This is a genomic window from Streptomyces sp. NPDC000075 (assembly GCF_040301925.1).
In the GTDB taxonomy this organism is placed as follows: domain Bacteria; phylum Actinomycetota; class Actinomycetes; order Streptomycetales; family Streptomycetaceae; genus Streptomyces; species Streptomyces polychromogenes.
Window position 1 is genome coordinate 1 of sequence record NZ_JBEPFL010000058.1, and the last position, 18,181, is coordinate 18,181.

Sequence of the window (18,181 nt, forward strand, 5' to 3'; positions counted from 1 at the left end):
CCCCCCCCCCCCCCCCCCCCCCCCCCCCCCCCCCCCCCCCCCCCCCCCCCCCCGCGCCCCCCCCCCCCCCCCCCCCCCCCCCGCCCGCCCCCCCCCCCCCCCCCCCCGCGGGGGGGGGGGGGGGGCGGGCCCCCCCCCCCCCCCCCCCCGAGACCGGTCAACGCTCGATCCTGGTGAGGGACGCGGACCTTCGTGTGGACTTCGACTTTTCGCGCACCGCGGTCCTGGTCGATGTGTATCTCGCGGCGACCGACGGGCTGCAACGCTGATGGGCGTGCCCGCCACGGCCGCTGTGCCGGACGTTCCGCCCGCCGGTGGCGGCCTGCCCGGATGCGTTGCGGCGTCCCGCCCAGGGGGCCGCCACGGCGTGCGGCGGGGCTGACCCGCCCCGGGCCCGGGGGCCGCGTGACAGGTGCGATCCTGGGGGCTGGAGAGGCCCCGAGACGTGGCTTGACGGCGCCGGTCTGACTTGGGACCAGCAGGAGTGGCAGGATCCCGGCCGTGTGTCGGACAGGCCCCGCAGGCGACCGTCCGGCTCGTCGCCGACGCCTGAGTGGCTGGCCCCGTTCCGGAGGGAGCAGTAGCCCGGACACGACAAAGGAAACCGTGAGGTTCCGGGCCTTTCAGGTGTGCGCGGGCGGTCGGGGCTACCAGCGTTCGATGCCGAGGAGCTGGTTGAGGGGGACCTTGAATCCCATCCAGACGGCGAGGATCGTCGCGTCCACCAGGTGGATACCGGCCCTCTGGGCGGCTCGGGTGGCGGTCGGCTCGAAGGTGTTGGTGGTGACGAAGAGCCGGTGGCGGGGTGGCTCTGTGAATGTCTCCCGCCAGACCTTGGTGTCCTCCCAGCCAGCGGTGGTGTCGTAGTGGAACACCTTCATGGTGGTGGCGTCGATGGGCTGGTTGTAGTGCTTGCACTGCACGGCTATCACGTGGCGGCCCGGCGACTTGGCGACTACGTCGACTCCCCCGTCTCCGGATGATCCGACGCTCTGCACCACGGCGCAGTTGTCCTCACCGAGCCGGCGGGAGGTGTACTCCTCCAGCAGGAGCCAGTCCTCCGCCCGCCACAGGCGTTCGGCGCGGACCTGGTCGTAGGGGTGATCTGCCAGGTCGAGGTCGGGTATCGCGCGGCGCAGGACGTGCTCCCACGGCTCGTACGGGGAGAGGCGGGTGAAGAGGGCTCCTCCTGCGCCGGGCGGGTGTCCGTGCATGGGGCAGCCGTAGCGCCTGCGGTATGGCAGGAGGCAGACGTGAAGCGACCCCGGCGTGTCCCCGCCGCAGACGAGCCGGCCTTCGAACTCGACGGGTCGTCGGTCGTGGGAATCTCTGCGGAGGCGCAGTATCTCCTGGGCGTCGGGCGTGTATGGGGCGGCCATGGGACTCTCTCGTGCTCGTGGGGGCCGCGCGCCGCCAAGGCGGTGCGCGGCCCCGGGCGTGGTTGCTTCGGGGTCATGCAAGGTCGGGGCGCCAACGGCCCCCGTCGTCCAGGCCGTGCCGCAGGAGCCACCGTTGCGCGGCTTCCTGAGTCGGTCGGTCCCAGGTGTGGTGGGCGCGGATGAGGTGGTCGGTACGACGATCTTCCCATCTGTCGAATGTCGTCCGGGGCCAACTGCGGCGGGAGGGGGCCGGTGGCCCGGATGTAGTCGTGCGAGGCCTCCTCCTTCCAGCAGATCCACCAGCCGGGCGGCAGACGGGGCGGGGTGATGTCGAGCGGCATCCACGAGACGGTCATGGGTTACCGCTTGGTTTTCTCGGATGCGGGTCGGCCCCGCCCGGCGCGCGGCTGGGGCGGGCTAGGACTTGTCGTCAAAGTGTCACGCCCACAGCAGGAGCGATGCGAGGGTGACGGCTGCTTGGTAGGACTGGGCGGTCTTGCCGTATCTGGTGGCGATGCCGCGCCACTGCTTGAGGCGGTTGAAGCACCGTTCCACCACGTTGCGGCGCCTGTAGACCTGCTTGTCGAAGATCGGGGGGCGGCCGCCCCGGCTGCCGCGCCGGGCCCGGTTGGCAACCTGGTCGGACCGTTTCGGGATGGTGTGGGCGATGCCCCGGCGTCGGAGCCAGGTCCGGATCGCCTTCGAGCTGTAGCCCTTGTCGCCGATGACATGGCCGGGCCGCTTGCGCGGCCGGCCCGATCCGTCGCAGGCGAGGTGGATCTTGCTGGTCAGCCCGCCGCGGGACCGGCCGAGGGCCGGGCCGCGGAGCCCCCTTTTCGGGCCCCGGCCGCGTGCTGATGGGCACGCACGACGGTGGAGTCGACCGACACGAGCCACTCGATATCGCCCGCGGCATCCGCTCGCGCCTGGGCTGCCTGGAGCATCCGCTCGAAGGTCCCGTCCGCCGCCCACCGGCGGAAACGCGTGTGGAGGCTGGCCCACGACCCGTACCGCTCAGGCACATCCCGCCAGGCGACCCCGGTCCGGAACTTCCAGACGATCCCGTTCAGGACCGTCCGGTCATCCAGCCGCGGCCGCCCGAAAACAGGCCGGGGCAGCAGCGGCTCCACGAGTTCCCACTCGGCATCGGACAGTTCATGGCGACGTATCACGACACCATGATCCACAACCCAAGATCACTTTGACGACAGACCCTAGGACGGTCCGTTGATGCCGAGCACGGCGGCGCGGTGAAGGGACCGGTGAGCATCGTGGCGGCGGCGGTCACGTCGCCGTGCTCGGCGTCGACGGACAGGTCGGCCGTGAAGCTCCCTGGCTTCCGCCTGGGCTCGCAGCCGCCCGGGGGCGACGGACCTTGGCGCGGCGGGGGCCCTTGCCGGAGAACGAGGCGAGAACGGCTCGTTCGAGGGCGATGATGTGTCCGGAGTCCGGTCATCGACGCCGACATCCGCCAAGTCGTCGTCATCGTTTGGCCCCTCCCGGGAGCCGCAACGACTGCCCCACCGCCGATCTCGAGCGGCGTTCGTCATAAGCAATGCTTTGAGGTCGGTGGATCATGTTTTTGATTGCTTTTAGTTGGGTGGTTCTGCAGGATGGGGCCGTCACCGTGCCGTGAGGGGAACGAACATGCGGACCATCGGACTGATCGGCGGGATGAGCTGGGAATCCTCCGCCGCGTACTACCGGCTGCTCAACGAGTTCACACGCGAGCGTCTCGGCGGGCTGCACTCGGCCCGGTGCGTGCTCTACTCGGTGGATTTCGCGGAGATCGAACGCCTCCAGGTCCAGGGCCGCTGGGCCGAGGCGGCCGAAGTACTGGCCGAGGCCGGACGTTCCCTTGAGCGGGCCGGCGCGGACATGGTGCTGATCTGCACCAACACCATGCACAAGGTCGCCGACCAGGTCGAGGCGGCCGTCTCGGTCCCGCTCCTGCACCTGGCCGATGCGACGGCGCGGGCCGTACGGGATGCAGGCCTGCGGAGGATCGCGCTACTCGGCACGGCATTCACCATGGAGGAGGACTTCTACCGCGACCGACTGGTAGCGGGCGGGCTGGAGGTCCGCGTGCCGGACGCCGCAGCGCGCGCGGTCATCCACCGGGTGATTTACGAGGAGCTCTGCCTCGGTGTGGTACGGGAGGAGTCCCGCCGGGACTACCGGCGGATCATCGAGGAGCTCGCCTCGGAAGGCGCGGAAGGCGTGGTCCTGGGATGCACGGAGATCGAGCTGCTTGTCGGCCCGCAGGACAGCCCGGTGCCGCTGTTCCCCACCGCGCGGCTGCACGCGGCGGCCGCCGTCGAGGCGGCGCTCGCCTGACACCCTGCTCTCGCCCGACGGCCCCGCCGCCCGAGCCTCCGCCGGACCACCCGGGAACCGACTGACATCCACTTCCACCACGTCTTCGTGTGGACTCCGAAGTCGCTGGCCACCTGTTCGACCGTCACACCTGGGGCCGCGGTTTGCTCGCGACCGCACGACGTCCTGACGGAACCCTTCCGGATGCGGCTTGGGCACAGCGGGATCCTTTTCACCTGGCCCACAAGGCGGGCCAGTTCAGATCTCGCCCGATCATGCGGGCGGCAGCCCCCTCCGCCATCCCCGGGGGAAGGCTTCGTCATGGAGCCTCAGGGACCCTCGTGCAGGTGACGACCCGGGTCCGTCCTGCCTCCACGTAGTCGGGGAACGTCAGCACCACCTTGTTCTTGCTGTAGCTGACCTGCATTTTGCGGTATCCCTTGTCCTGGCCGTCCGTCAGCCCACCTGAGATGGTGTACGAGCCTGCTAATGCCTTTTCCGCCTCTTTGGGCAGGTCATGCACGATGTACGGCTCCTGTCGTTTGATGGCCATCGAGAGGTTGCCGGCGGCGAGAGACCAGGTGCCGTGCTCGCTCCACGGGTTGTCCTCTTCACCTCCCGTCACCACCCAGTTCCCTCCTGCCTGCACCGTGATCTTGGCCCGGTCCCCGGTCTCGGCCTCGAAGGCCCAGGCCCCTTGGAGGAAGGCGTCCAAGGTCTGGAACTTGATACTGGTGGAGTCACCGTTACGCGAGCAGGCGGCCAAGGTCGCGGCCACGACACCGGCCAGCCCGTACCGCAGTGCTGTCCGGCGACCCATCAGGCGTATGACATCCCGGGTGTTCATCGGAGTCGCTCCCCCTGTCCTCGCCGTCGCGACGCGAAGCGCGACGTGCCTGGCCTACAACATCGCCGCAACGGTGGCCAGGAGTCACGGGAACAGCCTTCGATGGCTGAATCTCGTCAGGCTGTTCGAAACCGTTACCCCGCTCTGCGGCGCAGCATTTGCATGGCCGGGTGGGACAAGGTTGCTGCTCGCGCAGCAGGCAGGGCCGACCATCGTGCTGCGGAGGGCGGCCGGAAACGACTGCGGTGTCCTTCCGTTGGGGCGCCGTAGTGGTGTGCGACGTGCGGTTCGGGTTCAGCCTGCGAGCCGTCGGCGAGGTCCGCTTCGTGCTGGTCGGCCCGGGTGGCGGACAGGGGGGCGTGGACGTGCCACCACGTGCGCTCATTGGCGACCCGTGTCACCGGGCGGGACGTCCGCTGCAACGCTGGCGGGTCCCTCATTGCTTCCGGCAGCGCCGACTGAACCGGGAGTGCCGGGGCTGCTATCCGCCTCGTTGTCAGTCGCCACCGCCGATTCCCCAGGAGTTCCGCCAGCCTGCCCACACCACCGTGTGCCACTCCCCTGACCAGTCCCCTGCCCGCCCCGCGGCATTTTCCCCGGCCGTGGCCTGCCCGGCCACCCCTTCGCACCAAAGCGGCACGCGTGACGGCTCGCAGAGGTGACGTCTTCGGCACGACGGTGAGCCTGGCCTCCGCGCTGAGGTCCATCGCGCCCAGGAGTGTGGCGTTGGTGGACTCCGCGTTCGCGGAGGAGGTCATCCGAACCGGTGAGGCGCCCGCCTCCGAGGTGGAGGCAGCCGAGGCCTCGGCGGAGAAGCAGAACGAGCAGTCTCCGACGTACCGCTTCGTGCTTCATCCGATGTGGATGCGCCCGGTGCGCGGGCTCGTCGTGGTCGAGCTGTGGGTGATCATGCGCCGGGCAAGCCTGTCCGGTTAGCGCGTCAGGCGACCGGGCCATCTTCGCGTCCGTTACGTGGACTCCGCCCGGCAGTTTCTCCAGGCCCGCCTCGAAGCCGACCTGCTCCGTATTCGCCACGAACCCACGGGCCCACTCCCGACAATGGATGCCGTGGACCCCCGGGTTCCTACTGAGGAACCCTCGGTTTCCACGAACCTACGGGAATCTTGGCCCCGGTGTCCTAGCTCGGACACCAGCCGCAAAGTAGCGGGTGATCACGCGCTCGCCGCCGTGGCGACCTTCTCGTCGTGCTCGCGCAGCATCCGCATGACGGTGGCGGGCGAGGGGTTGCCCCTTCTTCGTACCGGTGGTGATGACGAGCCGCTTGGCGCTGCCGCGCAGGCTCATCTCCTGCTCGCGCAGGTGGAGGGCCATGGACAGCATGTGCTCCTCGGTGACGCCCGCGCTGCCGATGTTCTTGCCGCGCTTGCGGGCGGACTCGTGTCCTTCGGGGATGCGGTCACGGATGTACTCGCGCTCCATCCCGGACATGGCCGCGAGCACGGTGAACATGATGCCGGAGGGGTCGTGCGAGCCCTTTCTTCCGCACGGGCCTCGACTACCCGACAGTCCCGAGCTTGAGGCGCTTCACAAAATCTATAGACCGGTCTATTCTTGAATCATGGATGGAACCAAGGGAGCCAGGACCAGCGCGCGACTGGCGGAATCGATGCTGGAACTGATCCAGCGGCACGGCTACAGCGGCACGGGACTCAACACGGTGGTGGAGCACGCGGGCGCCCCGAAAGGGTCGCTCTACTTCCACTTCCCTCAGGGGAAGGAGGCCCTCGGGGCGAAGGCCGTCGAGCTGGCGGCCACGCGATTTGGCTCTCTCGTCGCCGACTCGGCGCGAGGGTCGGCCACGCCGGGTGAGGTGGTACGCCGTGTGATCGACGAACTGGCCGGGATGCTCGACGGCAGCGACTTCCAGCTGGGATGCCCGGTCTCGGTGGTGACACTGGAGATGGGTGCGCAGAGCGAACGTCTGCGAGACGCCTGCGCCCAGGCCTTCGAGTCATGGATCGAGCCGGTAAGTGATCTGATCAGTGCGTCCGGCCGCCCACGTCCCGTCGCGCGGGCCCTGGCGACAGCCGTGGTCAGCATGGTGGAAGGAGCGGTGATCGTCTCGCGTGCCCAGCGGTCCACCGAGCCGCTGTACTGCGCCGCCCAGGCGATCGCTGTGCTGCTGGATCAGAGCGCGGAGGCGTCGGCATGAGCCCGCAGGACCGGCATGCACTGGTGCTGGGTGCGAGCGGCTTCATCGGGCGCCACCTGGTACTCGCGCTCGGCCAGGCCGGCGTTCGAGTCAGCGCGGCCAGCCGGAGCCATGAGTCCTACCAGCGGCTGACTCGGTGGCTGGCCGGGCGCGGACACGACCAGGCCCCGACCGATGTCCGGGTCGACTTCGCCAAGGCGTCACTGATCGACGGCGAGTGCGACGACATCACCGAGATCTACAACTGCGCCGGCGCCTACCGGTTCGGCATGTCGGTGGATGAGGCGCGTCGCGCCAACGTTGACAGCGTCCGCGCGGTCGTCGCGTTCGCGGCGCGGCTGCCGAACCTGCGCCGCCTGGTTCAGGTCTCCGGATACCGCGTGGGCGGGCAGGTCGCCGCTCTGTGGAGCGAGGAGCATCGACAGGAGACCTACCGGGCCCTGGGCGCCTACGAGGCGTCCAGGGCCGAGGCGGACGCCGTCTTCCAGGACCTGGCAGGGCAGTTGGGCGTACCCTGGTCCATCGTCAACCCCTCCTGCGTCATCGGCGACAGCGCCACCGGGGAGTCCGACCAGTACGTCGGACTCGCCTCCAACGTGAAAGACCTCTGGCACGGCTCGCTTCCCGCGCTCCCGGGCAACGGGCACACGTTCGTCCCCGTGGAGGCGGTCGATTACCTCGCCCGTTTCATGACGCTGCTTCCGATGGACGAGGCCACCCACCGCGCTGCGTACTGGACGCTGGACGAAGGCACGCCCGCACTGCCCGACCTGCTCACGCTCATAGCGGAGCACTACGGGGTCAAGGCACCCAGGACACGGGTGCCGGTGTCCCTGCTCAAGCGGCTGCCCCAGTGGCTCACCAAGGCTGATCCGGAGACCCTGACGTTTTTGTCGACGGACCGCTACCCGACCGATTCGGCCCGTGCCTTCGCCGCCCGGCACGGGCTGGCCATGCCGGACACCGCCACGACGATCCGCCGCTGGGCCGACCATCTTGCAGCCCACCGCTTCGGCGACGCCCCCGCAGGTGACAGACGATTCACCAAGCTGGGCGGGATACGGACTTTCGAGCTCGGCAAGGCAGGCGCACCCACGGTGGTGCTGCCCGGTCTGCCGGTCAACGCCGACACCTGGGCGCAGGTCGTCACGGCGGTCGGGCACGCGCGCGCCGTCGACCTGCCGGGGCTGGGCATGAGCGCCGGACGCCGCGAGGACTGGCAGTCCTGGCTGACCGCGCTGGTCACCGAGACCGGTGCCCGTCACCTGGTGGGTCACTCCATCGGCTCCGCGGCCGCCCTCGACGCCGCGACCGCCCACCCCGACGCGGTGGATCAACTCACGCTGGTGTCACCGTTCTTCCTGCAGGGACACCCGCCCCGCACCGCCAGGTGGCCGGCCCTGACCCGCTGGTACCTGAGGCGGACACCCCCCGAGGCGCTGGCCGAGCGGCTGACCGGCGCCACGGGCCACGCGGCCGCGCTCCGGTCGGCTGTCGCGGATCTTCGCCGCGGCACCGTTGCGGCCACCGCCTCGGGGCTTCTGGCCGCCACGGCGAACCCGCAGTGGCGTGCCGACCTCCAGGCCAAGCTGCAGCAATACCAAGGGCGTGTCCACATCGTCCTGGGCTCCAACGATCCGCTCACCGTTGAGGGACAGTCACTGCTGGACACTCTCCCGCACGCCACCGTGACAGTTGTTGCCGGCGCGGGGCACCATCCTCAGCTGACGCACTCAGAAGTCGTGGCTCAGGCCATCGGTTCGCAGACCGCCTTCCTGGGCTCGCGCAGCGAACCCGGCGTCAGGGAGGCACGCGCACGACCGCGGTGACGAGGTGCTTGGAAGTCGAGGCAGTGACGGGTATCAGGTCGAGCGCCCGCCAGGTTTGCTCGTCCAAGGGTGGCGATGAGGTCGGCGAAATCCCTCATCGTGTCTCCACGGTCAAATGGGCGACGGCCTCCGCCGGGGCTTGGGGTCGGAGCACCACGATCCCCAGGCGAGGCGCTTGTCCATGTCGAGGCGGAAGGTGCCGTATGGGTTGACGTTGGACCAGAACAGCGCGGTCAGGCCGCGCCGGTCCTCGTCGGTCAGCCTCGATGCCCAGGTCGGTTCGACCAGGACCGGCCAGCAGGGTATCTGCGACCGGAACGGACTGCCGCTGTCCCTGGGCATCTCCGGGCGCGAACCTGCACGAGTGTCCGGCCGATCACCGACGGCATGCTCCGGCCGCTACTCGACGGCCGAGCTCGTCCTGCGGCGCGAGTACGCCGCGGGAATCCGGGCCCGCGCGGTTGAAAGGCTGGACGATCCGCCCCGACGGCTTGCCGTCCCGTGGCTGTGTGTCATCGTCCGGCCTGGGCCGGCAGTTGATCACCGACGGTCGGTCGATGTCGATGCAGGCGGCCTCCCGGGTCCACCGGAGAGGCGACGCAACAACGGGAAGCGGTGCCGTGGGGAACAGTTACGAGGACGAGTGTCGCCGGGCGTTGGCCGAGGAGCAGGCAAAGAGCCTTGCCGAGACCAACGACTGGGAACATGTGGACAGGGAGCGGGTCCACCAGGACTGGGACGTTCTGTACCGGGAGATCACGGCTCTCCTGGAGGGCGGCTCCCTGCCCGGGGATCAGCAGATCCAGGAGCTCGTCCGCAGGCACTTCGACATCGTCTGCCGCTTCTATACCCCCACCAGGGAGGCTTACGTCGGCATGTCGCTCTTCTACGCCGAGGACGAGGCCATGAGGGCGTTCCACGATTCCTACCACCCCGGGTTGGTGGAGTTCCTGGGCGCCGCGATCAACGTGTTCGCCGAGCAGGGGAGCGGGTTCGCCCCCAGCGCCGGCGCCAAGGCTTCGGCGTAGTCGGTCGACACGGGCCAGGACATGCGTGAGCGGGTGCGTCCGGACGGGGAGCTGGTCGGGAGCCCGTTGGACGGGATGCTGCTCGATGCCACCGGGTGGGGTCCGCAGGAGTTCGTGGACCACACGGTGCTGATGTCGGAAAACGGCTCGGGCCGGTCGAGCGCCCCGACTACGTGCCGGCCGAAGCCATGAGGGTGAGGTGGGCCGGTTCGTGTGGCGGGGCGATGTTCCGTAGCCGCCGGACCGGGCCGTTTGGTGTGTGGTCAGGGTGCGGGTAGCCCGTGCTGGTATGGCGTGCCCGGGGGCAAGGCCGGGGACGCCACCATGTTCGGGGCCAGCGCGACCAATAGGGCTGCCTCAGAACGCGCGGCTGCCTGCGAGGGCGTCTCGGGAGCACCGAGAGCTGTGGCGACGCGTCGGGCCATGTCCGACTGGGCGCGGCCCCAGCTGAATCGCCAGGGCGTGGGCGCTGTCATCTGGACCTCCATCGACAGCGTGAGGAAGTGCTTGTGGAGCGGCCCGGCTGAGATCTGCGCCCGGGAGACGGCCGAGACGACTTCTTTGCCCACCTGGCCATTGTTGTTGTCGGTGAGGTACAGCCGCTGATCGGTCAGCACCAGGAAGTAGGCGCGGGGTTTCAGCGCGATCAGCGCCGTACCGCCCGAGGCAATGCCGACGGCCACCGAGGCGGCCAGCTGGCGCTCGGCCGAAACCTCGCCGCGCCCGCTACGCGGTCCCGGCCCACAGCGTGACGGTCGTGCCCGCCCCGGTCGGCCTGCGCACCGGCGACCACCCGGGCGACGCCGCACCGAGCCGAACCCACCAGACGCACGCCCCAGCCGCGACCCTTGAGCTATTGACGGTCGACGAAACGCAGTACGGGCCCTACCCCGGATAACCCACCACGGCGTCGCGATCCCCGTACGACACCTACCTGTTCACCGGCGAGACCGCGCAGCGGATCGTCGAAGACCTGCACCGGGACGACTGCGGTCTGACCGCAGCCTTCGAGTGCTGATGGCGGCCTCGTCCAGGCCGGGCACGCTCTCGCCGGTAGCCGGGCCGCGGCTTCGTGGAGCAGGACCACGCGCAGCCGCTTGCCTCCGCACAGCGACAGCTCACGCACCAGTTGGAGGGCGCGGGCGGGGAAGGTGCCGCGCCCGGGTATCTCCAGGCGGCTGTCTCCGGCCTCGGTCAGGGAGAGTCGAAGTAGGAGGCGAAGCGGGCGTCGAACCGGCGCTGATGGCCGGCCACGCGCCGCCGGGCGGCGGTGATGGCGTCGTTCACCGGCCCAGCCTGCCATTCCTCGGACCACGCACGCCAGCGCCCTGCAGGTCCGGCTGCGCGGCGGGGCGGAGGCGGCGGGAGGCGGAGGCGGCGCGCCGGAGCCGCAGCAACGCTTCGGCCGCTGTCCGGCTCCCGTCGCCCTGGCCGCTGCCACCGCCGGGCTCGTGACGGTCGCGGGGTGCCGCGGCCGGCACGTCACCCCGGTGTCAGCCGTCAGTCCGTGAGCTTGTACTTGCAGAGCTCGGCGGACTTGCCGCCCTGGTTGTCGGCGACCTGCTTGCCGTCGACCTTGATGGTGCAGGGCGCGGGTACGAGCATCCCGTCCGCGTCCTTGACCGAGCCCGGCACCACCGAGACGGTGACGCCCACCTTGAGCTCGGCGTCCACCAGCTGCATGGACTCCGTCTTCGTCCAGGGCAGTGCCACCTGGTCGAAGTGGTTGGAGTTCCCGTTCCACATGACCTGCGCCGCACCGGTGCCGCCCACCTCGAAGACCACCTGGTGGGGAACGCCCTTGTTCTTGGCCGTCGAGCCCTTCGCGGCGCCGCTCGCCGAGGCACTCGGCGCGGCGGGCTCCTTGGCGGGGCCGGCGTCCTTCTTCTCGCTGCCGCACCCGGTCAGCAGCGAGACGGCTGCGAGCAGGGTGATGGCGAGGGTTGCTGTCTTGCGCATGCGTGTACATCCCCGTGAGTCAACTGCGGTACCTGTGCTGTAGACGACCGTAGATCACGGGCCCCGGCCGCATGAGACCGCCCGGTGTTCGGCGGTCCGTCGTCCGCCTCCTCTCGGTCCGCCACGAAAAGAGGCCCCGGACCGGGGCGCGTCCAGCACGCACGGGCGTTCCGCAGGCGGCCGGGACGGCGCCCCGTCCGCGACAGCCGGCGCACTTCCATTGTCCGCCGTACGGGCCGACCAGGACCGGGACCCCGGCCTCCGGACGAGCCCGCCGCCAAGGGCGACGCCGGCCCGGACATGCCGCACCGAGCCGTCGCTCACCGGCCTGTCCGACCGGGCCCCGGTTTCACCCACAGGAGTGAATTCATCCCTCGCGTACACGGGCGGGGATCTGGCGGTGCCCCGCAACTGCCGGTCAGACATGAGCCATTGACAGAAAATGGGATTTTTCGGAATCTTTCGGGCGTGGCTCCAGATGGGGCCCGGAGAGGAGTTCGTGATGGGCAAGCAGCGCGAGCCCTACGACGAGCAGGCGGCAGCCGGGAGGCTCGGAATCCCGATCGCCGCCTGGCGGTGGACGGCAGGGTCCGGCCTGGTCCCGCCGGCGGACGCAGGGCCGGGGCAGTGGTCAGTCAGATGGTTGGGGGTTCTTGCACCCGAGGCACGCACCTACCCCTGTCTCCCCAACGGGCGGGACGTCGGGTGCGGGGTGGGGTAGATGGCGAAGGGCCCCAGCTGGACGTCAGCGATGTCGAGCAGATGCTGACCGCCCTCCAGGCCCGGATCACCGAACTCGCGCAGACGCAGCCGGTCATGGCGCTGCGCGCGGGGGGCCGCCTGCAGGACGCGGCGCCGACCGTGGCGGTGGGCGTGGTGCGGGCGGCTCGGGAGGCGAGGTGTCGTGGGAGGCGGTCGGTGCGGCCCTGGGCTGCACGTGGCAGTCGGCGCACGAGCGCTTCGCCCGCCACATGACGGGCTGAACCGCGGGCCGGCCGTCCTCTGCCGGACGGGCCGCGGGCGATGAGCCGGGTAGTGCGCGACTGCGGGCTTGCCCGGCCCAGGCTCCGGGCCCGGGGGCGCGCCGGTCGTGCCGCCTGCGTCATGCTCTCCTCGCACCGTGGTGCCGGGCAGGCCAGGGCCTGAAGTCGGTGCGTTCCTGGGCTTGGAGAGCGGCCATGGTGGCCAGAGCGGTGTGGGCCTCGGCTTAGTCCACGGGGGCCAGCTGCCCCCCTGACTGGCCCGCAGCTTCTACGCCGCGGCGGTCACAGGGGCCCGGCTGTGCACCCGGTTTCGCCCTCCAGATCCAGACAGGCTGCCAACGCGGCTTTGTGCCCTTGGGCAGGTTGTTGCCCCTGGCCCCGGAGCAGCAGGCCGGTAACACCCGCCGTAGGGTGAGCCGCGTGGCCAGGACTGGTGGGGCAGAGGATGCAGAGACAGAGCGGGCGGCTCTGGAACACGCGTTGAGCGAGTTGGACACGCGGCTCGCCAGCAGTACCGAGCGCGGGCCCGACGCCCACCGCTGGTTCGAGCCTCTGGTGGAGGAACTGCGGACACCAACCGCCGCGTTCCTGCGACCGGAGCTGGAACAGCGACTTGCCCGTTACGTCGCCGCGGACGATTCCTTCGCGCGAGACCAGATCGCCCATGTCCTGGCGGGTGCCTGTGGCGCGGCGGCCTTGCCGGCCCTGATGCGCGCGAGGATGAGTGACCGCAACGAGGACGGGGATGCGCTGGAGGTGGTTGTCCTTGAGCTGTTCCACGCCTGGCCCGAGGAGTCTCTCAGGCTGACCCTGGACTTTGCTTCCTCGTGCGACCCCAGGGCCCGGATCGTCGGCCTCTGGGGCCTGTGCGTGACTGCCCTCGACGCGACACCGTACGTCGGGACGGTCACCAGCGCGGCGTCCGACCCGGACCTGCGGGTGCGCGCCTACGCGATGGGCACCCTCAGTACCATCTTCGGCGCGGGGTATCCCCCGGCAACCCTGGCCGTCCTGGCCGATGGCACCCGCGATCCTGCGTCCGAAGTCAGACGCGCCGCCGTCCGAGCCCTTGGTTGGAATCGCAATGGGACAGTCATCGACCTTTTGGTAGCCCGAGCCGAGGACACCGACCGCTCAGTCCGCTTTGAGGCCGTCTTTGCGCTGGCCCACCAATCGGACCCGGCGGCCCGCGCCGCGCTCGAACGACTCACGACGGATGAGGACGCGAACGTACGCGACTCCGCACGCAGGGCCCTGGCGCCGCCGACCGGATGGCCGTCACCCTGATGTCCGGCGCTGTGCTACCCGACGCCCTGGCCGAACCAGTCTGTGTCCGCACCGTGGGCCTCAGGCCAGTCCACCGGGCAAGCTGCTCCACCTCCTGACTGGCTCGCGGTTTCCAGGCCGCGGCGGTCACGGGGCCCGGCTGCGCACCCTGCGCCGTATGGTCCAGCCCTCCAGGTCCTTGCCGCAGGAGTAGACGGCTGCGGTCGGACCCGCTGTGCTTCCGGCCGTGTCGGCGCGTCAGTTCCCCTACCGCGCAGCCGGGTTCGAGCGGAGCGGGACCGCACGTGCTGAGCCACCCACTCAGGCGTCTGTGTCGAGGAGGTGCTGGTCGACTTCCTTGAACGACCACGTTCCCGCGGTGCGGGTGAAGACCCAGACCAGGTCGAAGCGGTCCGGCCAGGAGGCGGGGGCGCCGCTCCGTGGCGCGAGGGCCTTGACGATCGCGGGGATCCGGGAATGCTCCCAGCAGATCAGCACGGGGCCGGCGGCCACCGAGACGGCCGCCGCCAGATCGGCTTCCTTCGACTCGGCGTAGGTGAGGTCGATGGACAGGCCGAGTTGCCTGGCCAGTGGGGTGACGGTCTGTCGCATCCGGTGGCCGCCGGCGTCCGGCCCCTGATCGGTGGCGGCATACACCTTGACGGGCCGCTCCAGCCCGGCGGCCGGCTTCGGGGCGAACAGCCGCGGCAGGGCGTTGGCCCGGGCCCAGCCCCGGTCGGTCAGGGAGTGACTGTCCGGCTTGCCGTTGTCGTCCTTGCCCTTCTCGTTGCCGGTGGGCTTCTCACCGTGCCGGATGATCATCACGATCAGGTCGCCGCTGCCGGCGCCGCTACTGCCGCCGGTGCCGTCTCCGCCGGTCGCAGTGCCCGGGGATGGGCTCGTGACCTGCGCGGACGGCGGCGGGGCGGCGCTCTTGCTCTTGGAGGCGCAGCCGGCCAGCAGCAGGGACATCGCCCCCAGCCTCCCGATCACAGTGCGGCGGCTGAGCGCAGAAGACCGTTCCTCGTACTCCTGGACCATGCTTGGTGACTCCCCGTTCGGTGCCCACCCCTGGGCCACGAGCACAGAGGAGCAGATCGACAGGGTAAGGGAGACGTTGCGACCACCCCCATGCGGCTGCCGGGAGGGAAACCTGATCGTCGACATCCCCGGCATCGACCCCCGCATCGGCCACGGCGGGATGCGCCCCGGCATCGGCTACGGCGGCGGCTGCCTCCCCAAGGACGTACGTGCCTTCACCGCCTCCGCCCGCCTGCTCGGCGCCGACCGCGCAGCCACCCTCCTGCGCGCCGCCGAAGAGACCAACGAGTCCCGGACCGACGTCGCCATGAGCCTCATCAGCCGTGCCCTGGCAGGCTGCCCCCTCAACGGCACGCGGTCTCGGTGTGGGGAGCGGCCTTCAAACCCGGCACCAACGACGTACGCGAATCCCCTGCCCTCGCCCTCTCGCCCACGCCCTCCAGCGCTGCTGTGTGGGCTTTGCCGTAGACGCGTTCAGCAGCCCCGGCGACGGCTGTCGGACAACGTCAGGGCCTGGTCGGCGAGGATGTCGGAGACGCTGAGGGAGGCGCCCTCGTGCCCGAGCGCGATCGCCGCCCGGCCTCGCCCCCATACCCGCACACCCGTGTCTCCGGACTGGTCGGCGGCGTTGGCGGCCATCCGGTATTGAGTTCCCCGGCGATCCGCCGCTGGATGTCGGCGGCGCCCCATGCCATGAAGCCTCGAGCGGGGTTCCCCGCGGTACCGTCGCGCCAGGGCTCAGGTCGTTTTGGTCTGGCCGCCGTCGATGAGGAATTCGGCGCCTGTGATGTTCGCGGCGCGGGGCGAGGCCAGGAAGAGCGCGAGGTTGGCGACCTCTTGAGGTTCGGTGAAGCGTCCTGTGGTGATGCCCGTCTGCTGGGGCACCACCACGTCCATGGCCTCCTGGGCAGTGGTCCCTGCGCTGGCCGCCACCGCCTCGGCGAATCCGCCAGGGGCGGTCCAGAATGGGGTGCGCACCGGTCCCGGAGCGATGGCGTTCACCCGTACGCCGCGCGGCGCGAACTCCTCCGACAGTGCCTTGGTAAGGCTGGTGAGCGCGGCCTTGGCCGCCGAGTAGTCCACCACTGTGGGGAAGGGCATCCGGGCGTTGAGGGAGCTGATGTTGACGACCGCGCCTCCGTCGTCCGCGAGCAGGTGCGGCAGCGCGGCGCGGCTGGCGCGGACGGCGCTGAAGAAGTTCAGGTCGAAGCCCCGCTGCCACTGGGCGTCGTCGATGGCGAGGAAATCGGTGCGGGGCTTTGTGGCTCCGACGTTGTTGACCAAGATGTCGATCCTGCCATGATGTTCCATCGTCGTCTGGATCAGTGCCTCCACTCCTTCGCTGGTAGCGAGATCGCCGGCTGCGAAGGCCACGTCATATGTCTCACGCAACGCGGCCAGCTCACGGGTCTCGGAACGGCTGCCGGCGACTACACGCACGCCCTCACGCAGGAACGCCTCGGTGATGGCCAAGCCGATGCCCTTGCTGGCACCGGTGACGACGGCGACTTTGTCGGTGAGCTCCAGATCCATCGGCACGCACTCCTGTGTCATGAACTTGGTATGGACTGTTCGCATGAATCAGGCATTTACGGGCATTGTGTGCGTTGGATCCTATGCGCCCTCGCAGGCACGCCGTGCCCTGCTGTTGGGGCGTGAGACCACCGTCAGCCGGTCGGTCCTCGATGATCGGCTGGCCCTGGAGATCGCATTGGCTTCATCTTTCGGTGTGCGTCCAGGCGCGACCGCGCCCGCCGGAGGCATCCGCTGATGTACACCCTGAGGTCACGCGATTCCTCATTTGGCTGCCGGAGAGCATCCCGCCGCAAGGCCGCGGGCCAGGCCCGCGTGCGGGTGCCGCGAGCTCGCCGAGCTGAGCGGCGCGCACCGCGTCGCTGTAGGCGTCGAGGTGAGCGTGTACAACGCCGAGCCACCCCGGCTCGATCCGCTGCACCCAGGGGGGCCGGAGCGGAAACGCCCGGGTGGCGATGTCTTCGCGGAGCCGGGCGGCGAGGTGCCCGTCCGCGCCCGCGAGGACGTACCCCGGCAGGAGGGGCGGGCGCCGGTCGGCGGGCTTGTACGGACCTTGCGCGGCGATGACGGCTAAATCGTGCGCACGGAGCCGGGAGGCGAACCCGGGCCCGGGCTTTGCCCGTGCCGAGCGTGCCGTACCACGCAGGGCTCCAGCGAAGTCGGCATCGTCGAAGCCGGGCCAGTCGTGCGAGCAGGAATGGAGCTCCGCCTACACGGCCTGCCAGGTCAGAAACCTTGAGAGGTGTTGCTCGAAAAGTGCCGAGCCGGACCGGTGGATCGGCATCAAGACCGACGTCAGCCGTGGGGTGAGCGCAAGCCGTCAGGCGAGCGCTGCCTCGACGGCAGCCGCCGCGTGCAGTCGCGCGGTGGGGAACACCGGCACCGGACTGTCCTGCGGGCCGACGAGAAGCTCGATCTCCGTGCATCCCAGGACCACGCCCTCCGCGCCCTGCGCGACGAGCTCCTCGATGATGTGCCGGTAGGCCCAGCGGGACTCCTCCCGCACCACGCCGAGGCAGAGCTCCTCGTAGATCACCCGGTGGACGACCGAGCGCCCCGCGGCGTCCGGCACGCGGACCTCGAGCCCACCCGCTGCCAGTCGGTCGCGGTAGAAGTCCTCCTCCATGGTGAATGCCGTGCCGAGTAGCCCGATCCGCCGCAGGCCGGCATCCCGTACCGCCTGCGCCGTCGCATCGGCCAGGTGCAGGAGCGGGACCGAGACGGCCGCCTCGACCTGGTCGGCGACCTTGTGCATGGTGTTGGTGCAGATCAGCACCATGTCCGCGCCGGCTCGCTCCAGGGAGCGTCCGGCCTCGGCCAGCACTTCGGCCGCCTCGGCCCAGCGGCCCTGTACCTGGAGGCGCTCGATCTCCGCGAAATCCACCGAGTAGAGCACGCACCGGGCCGAATGCAGCCCGCCGAGCCGCTCACGCGTGAACTCGTTGAGCAGCCGGTAGTACTCGGCGGTGGATTCCCAGCTCATCCCGCCGATCAGCCCGATGGTCCGCATGGTCGTTCCCCTCGCAGCACGGTAACGGCCCCATCCTGCAAAACCACCCACCTGAAAGCAATCCCAAATATAGCCCAGCACCCTCAAAGGGTTACTTATGGCGATCATGCTCGAGATCGTCGTAGGGCTCCAGGGGTGAACCGCCATGGCACACCCGACCCCGCCCACTTTGCCGGACTCCGACGGGTAAGCCAGGGGGGCGGTGAGAGTGCCGAGGACCTGCTGTGCCGCCGGCACCCGGCGCCCTCGTCGCCGTGCCTGACCGGCACCGGGGTGGGCTACCGCCCGATCGCCGACGGCTCCGTCGCCGACGCCGA

The 18,181-nt window shown here is 70.0% G+C and carries 16 protein-coding genes and 2 pseudogenes; 7 read left to right on the forward strand and 11 right to left on the reverse strand.

The features are described 5' to 3' along the window. Positions 1-647: 647 nt before the first annotated feature. Positions 648-1,214, reverse strand: a complete 567-nt coding sequence (locus tag ABT403_RS37395) for a restriction endonuclease (protein ID WP_344154990.1) — start codon at positions 1,212-1,214, stop codon at positions 648-650. Positions 1,215-1,817: 603 nt separating this feature from the next. Continuing rightward, a protein-coding gene (locus tag ABT403_RS37400; RefSeq protein ID WP_344155194.1) for an IS5 family transposase occupies positions 1,818-2,548 on the reverse strand; the annotation gives its coding sequence in 2 pieces (ribosomal slippage) (positions 1,818-2,204 and positions 2,207-2,548; 729 coding nt in all). 478 nt (positions 2,549-3,026) lie between these two features. Between ABT403_RS37400 and ABT403_RS37405 the strand changes: the two genes are divergently transcribed. Continuing rightward, a complete protein-coding gene (locus tag ABT403_RS37405; RefSeq protein WP_344154987.1) occupies positions 3,027-3,716 on the forward strand; it encodes an aspartate/glutamate racemase family protein in 690 nt (229 codons plus the stop codon). 298 nt (positions 3,717-4,014) lie between these two features. On the opposite strand, the gene ABT403_RS37410 is transcribed toward ABT403_RS37405, so the two are convergent. Then, positions 4,015-4,542 (reverse strand): hypothetical protein, encoded by a 528-nt coding sequence (locus ABT403_RS37410; protein WP_344154984.1) that lies wholly within the window; start codon positions 4,540-4,542, stop codon positions 4,015-4,017. A 615-nt stretch (positions 4,543-5,157) separates the two neighbouring features. Here ABT403_RS37410 and ABT403_RS37415 point away from each other — a divergent pair. Further along, positions 5,158-5,478: pseudogene (locus ABT403_RS37415) on the forward strand (adenylate/guanylate cyclase domain-containing protein); the annotation flags it as partial. 177 nt (positions 5,479-5,655) lie between these two features. On the opposite strand, the gene ABT403_RS37420 reads toward ABT403_RS37415, so the two are convergent. Continuing rightward, complete coding sequence (locus ABT403_RS37420) at positions 5,656-6,003, reverse strand: recombinase family protein (protein WP_344154981.1); 348 nt, start codon at positions 6,001-6,003, stop codon at positions 5,656-5,658. Positions 6,004-6,121: 118 nt separating this feature from the next. On the opposite strand from ABT403_RS37420, the gene ABT403_RS37425 reads away from it, so the two are divergent. Both ABT403_RS37425 and ABT403_RS37430 read left to right on the forward strand, forming a co-directional pair. Continuing rightward, entirely contained in the window at positions 6,122-6,715 is a 594-nt protein-coding gene (locus tag ABT403_RS37425) for a TetR/AcrR family transcriptional regulator (RefSeq protein WP_344154978.1), read from the forward strand. Further along, positions 6,712-8,544, forward strand: coding sequence for an alpha/beta fold hydrolase (locus tag ABT403_RS37430; RefSeq protein WP_344154975.1), 1,833 nt, complete (start codon positions 6,712-6,714; stop codon positions 8,542-8,544). The genes ABT403_RS37425 and ABT403_RS37430 overlap by 4 nt, the downstream gene beginning before the upstream one ends. 111 nt (positions 8,545-8,655) lie before the next feature. Here ABT403_RS37430 and ABT403_RS37435 read toward each other — a convergent pair whose 3' ends face one another. Continuing rightward, positions 8,656-8,886, reverse strand: a complete 231-nt coding sequence (locus tag ABT403_RS37435) for a hypothetical protein (RefSeq protein ID WP_344154972.1) — start codon at positions 8,884-8,886, stop codon at positions 8,656-8,658. 215 nt (positions 8,887-9,101) lie between these two features. Here ABT403_RS37435 and ABT403_RS37440 point away from each other — a divergent pair, with 215 nt between their 5' ends. After that, entirely contained in the window at positions 9,102-9,572 is a 471-nt protein-coding gene (locus ABT403_RS37440; RefSeq protein WP_344154969.1) for a TipAS antibiotic-recognition domain-containing protein, read from the forward strand. A 263-nt stretch (positions 9,573-9,835) separates the two neighbouring features. On the opposite strand, the gene ABT403_RS37445 is transcribed toward ABT403_RS37440, so the two are convergent. After that, entirely contained in the window at positions 9,836-10,255 is a 420-nt protein-coding gene (locus ABT403_RS37445) for a hypothetical protein (protein ID WP_344154966.1), read from the reverse strand. Between the two features lie 817 nt (positions 10,256-11,072). Beyond that, positions 11,073-11,531 carry a hypothetical protein gene (locus ABT403_RS37450; RefSeq protein ID WP_344154963.1) on the reverse strand — a complete coding sequence of 153 codons (459 nt, stop codon included), beginning with the start codon at positions 11,529-11,531 and terminating at the stop codon, positions 11,073-11,075. 1,463 nt (positions 11,532-12,994) lie between these two features. Between ABT403_RS37450 and ABT403_RS37455 the strand changes: the two genes are divergently transcribed. Then, entirely contained in the window at positions 12,995-13,801 is an 807-nt protein-coding gene (locus tag ABT403_RS37455; RefSeq protein WP_344154960.1) for a HEAT repeat domain-containing protein, read from the forward strand. Between the two features lie 300 nt (positions 13,802-14,101). Here the strand turns inward: ABT403_RS37455 and ABT403_RS37460 are convergent, their stop codons facing one another. Continuing rightward, positions 14,102-14,752: a histidine phosphatase family protein gene (locus ABT403_RS37460; protein WP_344154957.1), complete on the reverse strand. Its 651-nt coding sequence runs from the start codon at positions 14,750-14,752 to the stop codon at positions 14,102-14,104. A gap of 199 nt (positions 14,753-14,951) precedes the next feature. On the opposite strand from ABT403_RS37460, the pseudogene ABT403_RS39135 reads away from it, so the two are divergent. Then, positions 14,952-15,250, forward strand: a pseudogene (locus tag ABT403_RS39135) (UDP-glucose 6-dehydrogenase); the annotation flags it as partial. A 45-nt stretch (positions 15,251-15,295) separates the two neighbouring features. Here ABT403_RS39135 and ABT403_RS37470 read toward each other — a convergent pair. The 3 genes from ABT403_RS37470 to ABT403_RS37480 all read right to left on the reverse strand — a co-directional run bounded on the left by ABT403_RS37470 (position 15,296) and on the right by ABT403_RS37480 (position 17,864). Beyond that, a complete protein-coding gene (locus ABT403_RS37470) occupies positions 15,296-15,460 on the reverse strand; it encodes a hypothetical protein (protein ID WP_344155211.1) in 165 nt (54 codons plus the stop codon). 99 nt (positions 15,461-15,559) lie between these two features. After that, a complete protein-coding gene (locus ABT403_RS37475) occupies positions 15,560-16,354 on the reverse strand; it encodes an SDR family NAD(P)-dependent oxidoreductase (protein ID WP_344154954.1) in 795 nt (264 codons plus the stop codon). A gap of 820 nt (positions 16,355-17,174) precedes the next feature. Further along, a complete protein-coding gene (locus ABT403_RS37480) occupies positions 17,175-17,864 on the reverse strand; it encodes an aspartate/glutamate racemase family protein (protein ID WP_344154951.1) in 690 nt (229 codons plus the stop codon). Between the last annotated feature and the right edge of the window lie 317 nt (positions 17,865-18,181).

Coding starts and splice junctions, on each gene's coding strand:
- ABT403_RS37395 (WP_344154990.1), bottom strand. CDS start 1,214: ATGCACGGACACCCGCCCGGCGCAGGAGGAGCCCTCTTCACCCGCCTC.
- ABT403_RS37440 (WP_344154969.1), top strand. CDS start 9,102: ATGTCGATGCAGGCGGCCTCCCGGGTCCACCGGAGAGGCGACGCAACA.
- ABT403_RS37430 (WP_344154975.1), top strand. CDS start 6,712: ATGAGCCCGCAGGACCGGCATGCACTGGTGCTGGGTGCGAGCGGCTTC.
- ABT403_RS37410 (WP_344154984.1), bottom strand. CDS start 4,542: ATGAACACCCGGGATGTCATACGCCTGATGGGTCGCCGGACAGCACTG.
- ABT403_RS37480 (WP_344154951.1), bottom strand. CDS start 17,864: ATGCGGACCATCGGGCTGATCGGCGGGATGAGCTGGGAATCCACCGCC.
- ABT403_RS37460 (WP_344154957.1), bottom strand. CDS start 14,752: ATGTCCCTGCTGCTGGCCGGCTGCGCCTCCAAGAGCAAGAGCGCCGCC.
- ABT403_RS37425 (WP_344154978.1), top strand. CDS start 6,122: ATGGATGGAACCAAGGGAGCCAGGACCAGCGCGCGACTGGCGGAATCG.
- ABT403_RS37405 (WP_344154987.1), top strand. CDS start 3,027: ATGCGGACCATCGGACTGATCGGCGGGATGAGCTGGGAATCCTCCGCC.
- ABT403_RS37435 (WP_344154972.1), bottom strand. CDS start 8,886: ATGCCCAGGGACAGCGGCAGTCCGTTCCGGTCGCAGATACCCTGCTGG.
- ABT403_RS37475 (WP_344154954.1), bottom strand. CDS start 16,354: ATGGATCTGGAGCTCACCGACAAAGTCGCCGTCGTCACCGGTGCCAGC.
- ABT403_RS37450 (WP_344154963.1), bottom strand. CDS start 11,531: ATGCGCAAGACAGCAACCCTCGCCATCACCCTGCTCGCAGCCGTCTCG.
- ABT403_RS37470 (WP_344155211.1), bottom strand. CDS start 15,460: ATGGCCGCCAACGCCGCCGACCAGTCCGGAGACACGGGTGTGCGGGTA.